The organism is Streptomyces sp. NPDC002785, assembly GCF_040295565.1.
Classification (GTDB): domain Bacteria; phylum Actinomycetota; class Actinomycetes; order Streptomycetales; family Streptomycetaceae; genus Streptomyces.
The window spans coordinates 1-7388 of sequence record NZ_JBEOVN010000283.1 but is presented as its reverse complement, the minus strand read 5'-3'; the positions used below and the strand labels follow the sequence as shown (position 1 = coordinate 7388).

7 protein-coding genes are annotated in these 7388 nt (G+C 70.2%); 6 read left to right on the top strand and 1 reads right to left on the bottom strand.

The genetic code is table 11. The features are described from left to right. The first annotated feature begins 207 nt into the window (after window positions 1-207). The 6 genes from ABTZ94_RS35105 to ABTZ94_RS35080 all read left to right on the top strand — a co-directional run bounded on the left by ABTZ94_RS35105 (window position 208) and on the right by ABTZ94_RS35080 (window position 5142). Window positions 208-1080: an SDR family oxidoreductase gene (locus ABTZ94_RS35105; protein ID WP_351207113.1), complete on the top strand. Its 873-nt coding sequence runs from the start codon at window positions 208-210 to the stop codon at window positions 1078-1080. Between the two features lie 56 nt (window positions 1081-1136). Continuing rightward, window positions 1137-2150: an SPFH domain-containing protein gene (locus ABTZ94_RS35100; RefSeq protein WP_351207111.1), complete on the top strand. Its 1014-nt coding sequence runs from the start codon at window positions 1137-1139 to the stop codon at window positions 2148-2150. Continuing rightward, on the top strand, window positions 2147-3046 hold the full coding sequence (locus ABTZ94_RS35095) for a hypothetical protein (protein WP_351207109.1): 900 nt from the start codon (window positions 2147-2149) through the stop codon (window positions 3044-3046). The genes ABTZ94_RS35100 and ABTZ94_RS35095 overlap by 4 nt, the downstream gene beginning before the upstream one ends. Before the next feature lie 265 nt (window positions 3047-3311). Continuing rightward, the gene (locus ABTZ94_RS35090; RefSeq protein WP_351207107.1) at window positions 3312-3530 is read left to right on the top strand and encodes a hypothetical protein; all 219 of its coding nucleotides are present in this window, start codon (window positions 3312-3314) and stop codon (window positions 3528-3530) included. Between the two features lie 142 nt (window positions 3531-3672). Further along, window positions 3673-4179 (top strand): nucleotide triphosphate diphosphatase NUDT15, encoded by a 507-nt coding sequence (locus ABTZ94_RS35085; protein ID WP_351207105.1) that lies wholly within the window; start codon window positions 3673-3675, stop codon window positions 4177-4179. Window positions 4180-4449: 270 nt separating this feature from the next. Continuing rightward, the gene (locus ABTZ94_RS35080) at window positions 4450-5142 is read left to right on the top strand and encodes a formylglycine-generating enzyme family protein (RefSeq protein ID WP_351207103.1); all 693 of its coding nucleotides are present in this window, start codon (window positions 4450-4452) and stop codon (window positions 5140-5142) included. Between the two features lie 68 nt (window positions 5143-5210). Here ABTZ94_RS35080 and ABTZ94_RS35075 read toward each other — a convergent pair whose 3' ends face one another. Continuing rightward, entirely contained in the window at window positions 5211-6452 is a 1242-nt protein-coding gene (locus ABTZ94_RS35075; protein ID WP_351207101.1) for a cytochrome P450 family protein, read from the bottom strand. Window positions 6453-7388 lie beyond the last annotated feature (936 nt).

The window sequence follows — 7388 nt, the reverse complement described above, 5'->3', positions numbered from 1 at the left end:
TTCCGTCGCGGGTTGGGTTGGGTGTTTTTTTGTGTTTTTTTCCCCCCCACCTGGGGGGGGGGGGTTTCCTCTTCGGGCACCCCCCGGCCGCTCGAGTTTCCCTGCCGGCCGCCCGGCCAGGCCAAGCGACGACTGTTCCATCAAACAAACGATTGGTAGCTTTACCGAACCGATCAGCGCACACTTCGGCCCCAGCAAAGGCGGACCATGGACATCGGCAATCCGATCGACTTCACGGGACGGGCAGTGCTCGTCACCGGCGGCACGAAGGGTATCGGCGCCTCGATCGCCGAGGCCTTCCTCTCCGCCGGTGCGGATGTGCTGGTCTGCGGGCGCAACGAACCGCCGAAACCGCCGGGAAGCGGCACCCGGCAGGCGCACTTCCGCGCGACCGATGTCCGCGACCCGGCGGCCGCCGCCGCACTGGTCGACACGGCGGTGGAACGGTTCGGACGGCTGGATGTGCTCGTCAACAACGCGGGGGGCTCCCCCGATGCCGACGCGGCCACCGCTTCGCCGCGCTTCGTGGAGAAGATCGTCGCGCTCAACCTGCTGGCCCCGTTCTATGTGGCGCAGGCCGCCAACCGGATCATGCAGGGCCAGAGCGACGGCGGCTCGGTCATCAACATCGGCAGCGTCTGCGCGCACACCCCGCAGCCCGGCACCGCCGCCTATGCGGCGGCGAAGGCCGGACTGCTCACACTGACCCGGGCACTGGCTCTCGAATGGGCGCCGAAGGTGCGCGTCAACCACATCACCACCGGACTGATCCGCACCGAGAGCGCCGCACCGGTGTACGGGGAGGACGGCGGCGCCGCGGTGGCCGCCGTGATTCCGATGCGACGGATGGCCGTACCGGACGATGTGGCACGCGCCTGCCTGTATCTGGCGGGTGGTCTGGCTCCGTACGTCAGCGGGGCCGATCTGGCGGTGCACGGCGGGGGTGAGGTGCCGGCCAGGTTTGTCGCCTCCAAGGGCGGACAGGGCAGCCGAGAAGCGGGAATTGCGGTGGGCGACGGTGCGCCGGCGGCGCGCACCGAGGGCGGACACACGCCCGGGCAACCATTCTCGTCCCCTTGACGATATCAAACCCACCCCCTTATCGTCTCTAGGACGAGAACAAGGGGGATTCCGACATGGCCGACATCACCAGGCGCTTCGGCTGGCGCCATCTGCGCTCCGCACCCACGGCCCACATCCGCCACCACAAGCGCGGCCGGCTCGCCCACGACGGGCCGGGGCTGAGTTTCTGGTACCGGTCACTGACCGCCGCACTCTCGGAAGTGCCGGTCAACGACCGGGAGTTGGCGATGGCCTTCCATGCCCGCACGTCCGACTTCCAGGACGTCACCGTGCAGGCCACGGTGACGTACCGGATCAGCGACCCGGCCGAGGCCGCCGCCCGCCTGGACTTCTCCGTCGACCCGGACACCGGGGTCTGGCGCGGTGCACCACTGGAGCAGATCGCCACGCTGCTCACGGAGACCGCCCAGCAGCACACCCTGCACGTGCTGGCCCGGACAGCACTGGCCCAGGCTCTGGTGGACGGAGTCGCATCGGTACGCGACCGGGTCGCGGCGGGGCTCGCCGCCGAACCCCGGCTGCCCGCCACCGGTATCGATGTGGTCGTGGTGCGGGTGGTCGCCATCCGTCCCGAGGCCGAGGTGGAGCGCGCGCTGCGCACCCCCGCCCGCGAGCAGATCCAGCAGGAGGCCGACCGGGCCACCTACGAGCGCCGTGCCGTGGCCGTGGAACGGGAACGGACCATCGCCGAGAACGAGCTCGCCAGCCAGATCGAACTGGCCCGCCGCGAAGAGCAGTTGGTCGAGCAGCGTGGAACCAACAGTCGCCGCGAGGCTGAGGAGAACGCCGCGGCCGACGGGGTACGCGCCGAGGCCGAGGCCGCACGCAAGGTGCGGCTGGCCCGGGCCGAGGCCGAAGCCGCACGCGAGGTCGGCGCCGCACGCGCAAAGTCCCAGGCGGCCTGGCTGCGGGTGCACGGCGAGGTGGACGCCGCGACCCTGCACGCCCTGGCAGCGACCAGGCTCGCCGAGAACCTGCCACGCATCGACAGCCTCACCCTCTCCCCCGACGTCCTGACCGGCCTGCTCAGCAAGCTCGGCAGGACCGGCCCGGAGCCCCGGGCATGAGCCTCGCCCCGCGTGCCGTACTGGTCCACCGCACCACGGAGTACGAGGAGTTGCTGGCCCGGCACGGCACGCACGGCCAGGCCGCGTTCTTCCTCTCCAGCCGTGGCCGGTCCATCGACGAAGTGGCTCTGCGACACCGGCAGACCCGGCAGTCGCTCGCCGACGTGGCGGCGGCCGTACCGCTCCAGTGGCGTCAGTCGCGGGTGGAGCGCGCCGATCTCGACCGTTTTCTGTTCGCGCCCGAGGACGTGGTGGTCGTCGTCGGACAGGACGGACTCGTCGCCAACGCCGCCAAGTATCTTTCCGGCCAGCCCGTCGTGGGCATCGACGCCGACCCCGGACGCAATCCGGGCGTGCTCGTACGTCACCGGCCCTCCGATGCGGCCGCTCTGCTCCGGGCGGCCGCATCACCCGGCGGCACGGCGGACGAACTCACCATGGTCGAGGCGGTCGCCGACGACACCCAGCGCCTCCTCGCCCTCAACGAGATCTACCTCGGCCCGCCCGGCCACCAGACCGCCCGCTACCGGCTCGGCCCCGACGCGCCCGACGCCCCCACCGAACCGCAGGCCTCGTCCGGCGTCCTGGTCGGCACGGGCACCGGCGCCACGGGCTGGCTCCGCTCACTGTGGCAGGAACGCCACAGCGCCCTGCGGCTCCCGGCACCCACCGACCCGCGGCTGCTCTGGTTCGTCCGCGAGGCCTGGCCATCACCGACGACCGGTACCGAGCTGGTCGCGGGCGAACTGAGGCGCGAACAGGGGCTGAGGCTCACCGTGGAGTCCGACCGGGTAGTGGTCTTCGGCGACGGGATGGAGACGGACGCGCTGGAGCTGACATGGGGTCAGACGGTACGGCTCGGTATCTCGGCGACATCGCTGCGTCTGACCGTCTGACGACCCGAACCACGCATCTGGCGAGGGCAGTCGCTGCGGTCGGCGCCCGCTCTCCTGCGTCGAGGACGAGCGGACACCGGCACGGTCAGCGGACGACCTTCACCGCCGGAGAGTTCCAGTTCTCCCTCGGCGGCGCACGGCCCTTGTCCCCGCCCGCCTTGTCGAAGACGAAGCGAAAGGGTGTACGCCCCCGCCGGGCGGGCGAGCTGTCGGCCGGCTTCGCGTCCCAGCCGTAGCAATCCACAGCAGCGGCAACAAGGCCGAGATGGCGCGGGAGCCGGGCCCCGACGCCGTCGATCTGCAGATCCTGTCGCTGCTACTGACCGGGCTCACCGATTCGAGCGTGGCCAAGGAACTCGCTCTCGGGGCGCGGACCGTCCAGTGGCGGATCAAGCGGCTCACGGACCTGAGCGGGGCGACGAGCCGGATCCATCCGGGCAGGTGTGCGAGCGATTACGGCCGGCTCACCCGCCACGGCAGCTGACCGGCCGCGGCGAACACCGGGCTTCCGCCGGGCGGCAGGCCCCTTCGGCGGGTCCGCCCTCGGTGGTACGTAGGCTTCCGGGTACCTCGGAATGCCGAGGCCTCGCGCCCGTAACACCCCATGCCCACCCGCAAGGAGCACCATGGACACCGCCCCCACGAACACCCCCTCCCGCAACGCCCGTCCCCCGCTGGCGCAGGCGGCGCTCGGGGTGGGCGTCATCGTGCAGGACGCCCACGGGCGCGTTCTGCTCGGCAGGCACCACAGCGGAACCTGGGAGCTTCCCGGCGGCAAGGTCGACCCGACCAATGAGTCCATCGCCGCGGCGGCCGTCCGCGAGCTCCGCGAGGAGACGGGGCTGGAGGTCGACGTGGAGAGCGTGACGGTTTTCGCCATGCTCCATGACGTGGTCGCGGGGATCAACCGTGTGTCGATGGCTGCCCTGGTGACCCTGGAATCAGGAAGCCCGCAGGTGACCGAGCCCCATCTGATCAGCATCTGGCAGTGGACCGGGCTCGACGCTCTGCCGGGTCCGCTGTTCGGTCCCTCGGCGCAGGTACTCGCGGCGTGGCGCCCGGATCTCTCGATCGAGCACCCTCCCGCGCACCGGCTGACCGTCTCAGCCACCAAAGACGGCTCGCAGCCTTGACCCTTCAACCATGTGCCTGGGGTTCGTAGGCGGAGTCGGCTTCAGCCGAGCCGGTGGCCGCCGCACCGGGCGACAGCAGGCAGCCGGAGCAAACGCGGCGCTGTCACAGGTGGCACGGACTCGGGCGCCGACAACCCGAACTGCTGTGCGCTGCCGTTGCGTTCCGGTCGGTATCGTCACTTCTCGAAAGTCCAGACGTATGAGCCGCCCGCCGGGGCTGCTGACAGTCAGTACGTCGGCCTTGTACGCCGACACACATGAGGAGCTGCGATGAGCCCTGAATCGACACTCCGACAGGAGATCGCCGCGGGCATGAGGAGCATCCCTGCCGGGGAGATCGCCCTGCGGGACGAGGGCACGAAGACGAACTGGAACGTCGAGGTCGGAGCCTTCCGGCTGGCGCCGCATCCCGTGACCCGCGAGCTGTACCGCGCCGTTCGGGGCGAGGCGCCGGCGAGTTCGGCGGGGCCGAGGACACCGGTGACCGAGGTCTCCTGGAAGGAGGCCGTTCGGTTCTGCAACCTGCTCTCGCAGACGACTGGACTCGAACCCTGCTACTCGATCGGCGACGACCCCGACGGACAGGACGTGGTCTGCTACTGGGAAGCCGGTGGCTATCGGCTCCCGTCCGAGGCGGAGTGGGAGTACGCGTGCAGGGCCGGGACCTCGGGTGCACGCTACGGAGAGCTGGACGAGATCGCCTGGTACCGCGGGAACTCCGGCGGCGAGGTGCACGATGTCGCGACCAAGGCGCCGAACGCGTGGGGCCTCCACGACATGATCGGCAACGTGTGGGAGTGGTGCTGGGATGTCTACGATCCCCGGGTCTACGGCCCGTACCGCGTGTTCCGTGGCGGAGGTGGATACGATCGCCCCCGAGGATGCCGGGCGTCGTGCCGCCGCAAGAGTCACCCGACCTTTCGTATCGACGACCTCGGGTTCCGGCTCGCCCGATCGCTCTGAGCGAAGGACGCGCAACGCGTCCGGTCGATGCTGTTTGTTCTGGGACGCCCCACCGGCCGGCACGTAGTTCAGGAACGACTGCCGGCGGTGGCGTCATCGAATGTGAAGGTGACCGGCAGGTGTTCGGGGCCGCGCAATCCGCCCGGCCGCCACCGCAGTTCGTCCGGGGACACGCCCAGGGCGAGGTCGGGAAGGCGGCGCACGACGGTGCCGATGGCGATCTGGCCCTCCAGCCGGGCCAGCGGCGCACCCAGGCAGTAGTGGATGCCGTGCCCGAACGCGAGGTGGGCGTTGTCCTGCCGGGCGATGTCCAGGCGGTCGGGTTCGGGGAAGTGCTGCGGGTCGCGGTCGGCGATGGCGGAGGCGACCAGCACGGTCGCGCCGCGCGGGATGTTCACCCCGGCGATGGTGACGTCCTCGCGCGCGAACCTGGCGATGCCGGGGTTGACCGGCCCGTCGTAGCGCAGGAACTCCTCGATCGCGCCCGGCAGCAGCGCCGGGTCGTCCCGCAGCATCCGAAGCTGGTCGGGGTGGGCGAGCAGTGCGGCGATGCCGCTGCCGATCAGGTTGACCGTGGTGATGTATCCGGCCGCCAGCAGCAGGAAGGCCATGGCGATCAGCTCGTCCTCGTCGAGCCGCTGTTCCTCGTCCCTGGCGACGGTCAGCGCGCTGAGCAGGTCGTCCCCGGGCCGGGCTCGCTTGGCCTCCAGGAGCTTGGTCAGGTACGAGCGCATCTGCTGCCACGCCCCGTCCACCCTGGCCGGGTCCGGCGGCTCGTTCCCCCGGAGGACCATGTCGTCGGTCCACTGCTGGAAGTCGTGCCGGTCGGCCACGGGTACCCCGAGCAGTTCGCTGATCACGGTGACCGGAAGCGGCAGCGCGTAGCTCTCGATGAGGTCGGCGCGACCGGCGGGCACGATCTCGTCGAGCAGTCGGTCGGCGATCTCCTGGACGCGGGGCCGCAGCTCCGCCACCCTGCGCGCGGTGAACGCCTTGGAGACCAGGCGGCGCAGGCGTGTGTGGTCGGGGGGGTCGGAGCGGAGCATGTTGCGCAGTACGGACTCGCGTTCGGTGGTGGGCAGCCGCTCGATGAGCCGGGGATCCGACGCATCGCGGACGTCGCTGCTCAGCTGCGGGTGGGACAGGGCCATGAGGCCGTCCTCGTACCGCGTGACCAGCCAGGCTTCCAGGCCCCCGGCGATGACCGCGCGCCGCACCGGGCCGTCCTCGCGCAGCTGTCGGTAGAGCGGAAAGGGGTCAGCCACGAAGGCCGGGTCGGCGTAGGGCAGGAGGACCGGCTGCTGGCTCATCATGCCTCCGTAGGGCGCCGCGCCTCTTTGCGCGGCTTGAAATGTTTTGTGAGAGATGTCCCAGCGTAATGGGTCTACGGCGGCGCCGGAGGGAAGCGCAGCGCGCGCCGCGGCCGGCCGCCTCTTGACCTGCGACTCATACGAGTTGGGACGACAGGATTTGAACCTGCGACCCCTTGACCCCAGAAGCGAGGACCAAGGGCGCTTTCTGGACGTTAATCCCTTTTCCCGGGCGTCAGTTGTACGCATCCGCCTCCGTCGTGCGCCATCGCGCACGACGTGTGGTCCCCAACTGGTCCCCAAACTGCGCTCGCGGCCAGGCTCCCGCTCGAACCGTCCAATCCGCCCGTGCGCGAGGCCGGCGGCGCGCCGGCCGCCCCTCGGCCGGACGGCGAGGACAAGGTCTAGTGCTTGGTATCGGTGAAGCGGGGCGTCGCCCGAGTGTGAGCGAACGCTCGCGCCCGTTGCCCTCCATCGAGCAACAGCATCGTCGTCACCCCGCCAAGGTGGACCTCGAAAGCCACCAGCCTCAACGTAGGAGGTCGCCGTGCGGGAACGCAGGACCCATAGTGTCGCGCGGGGGGTGAGGAGTCGAAGGAGTCGGTGGAGATGCTTCGGGCACGGAGTGCCGAGCTCTTCATGGAGGTGCAACGGGCTGATACAAAGGCAACGACCCTCTGCGGCGTGGCCGGTGGTCTGCTGGCATGAGTCGCAGGAATGCGCATATCGTCAGCGCCGGGTAGTGGCCGGACCGTCAGGCTGACCTTGATCGTGGCAGCCATGCAGTGACCGCCCGCCCTCGCCCGCCCGCTCGGGCCGCACGTGGCCCAGCCCACTCACACCCTGAGAGCCTGTCGGGTGGCTGATCATGCGTGATGCGTGACGGTCGTGATCTGCCTTCCGGGCATGGCGACGGCCCCGGAATGATCACGTGGT

What these genes read in the sequence shown, in the direction of transcription:
- ABTZ94_RS35105 (WP_351207113.1), top strand. Translation starts at nt 208, where the DNA reads ATGGACATCGGCAATCCGATCGACTTCACGGGACGGGCAGTGCTCGTC.
- ABTZ94_RS35100 (WP_351207111.1), top strand. Translation starts at nt 1,137, where the DNA reads ATGGCCGACATCACCAGGCGCTTCGGCTGGCGCCATCTGCGCTCCGCA.
- ABTZ94_RS35095 (WP_351207109.1), top strand. Translation starts at nt 2,147, where the DNA reads ATGAGCCTCGCCCCGCGTGCCGTACTGGTCCACCGCACCACGGAGTAC.
- ABTZ94_RS35090 (WP_351207107.1), top strand. Translation starts at nt 3,312, where the DNA reads ATGGCGCGGGAGCCGGGCCCCGACGCCGTCGATCTGCAGATCCTGTCG.
- ABTZ94_RS35085 (WP_351207105.1), top strand. Translation starts at nt 3,673, where the DNA reads ATGGACACCGCCCCCACGAACACCCCCTCCCGCAACGCCCGTCCCCCG.
- ABTZ94_RS35080 (WP_351207103.1), top strand. Translation starts at nt 4,450, where the DNA reads ATGAGCCCTGAATCGACACTCCGACAGGAGATCGCCGCGGGCATGAGG.
- ABTZ94_RS35075 (WP_351207101.1), bottom strand. Translation starts at nt 6,452, where the DNA reads ATGAGCCAGCAGCCGGTCCTCCTGCCCTACGCCGACCCGGCCTTCGTG.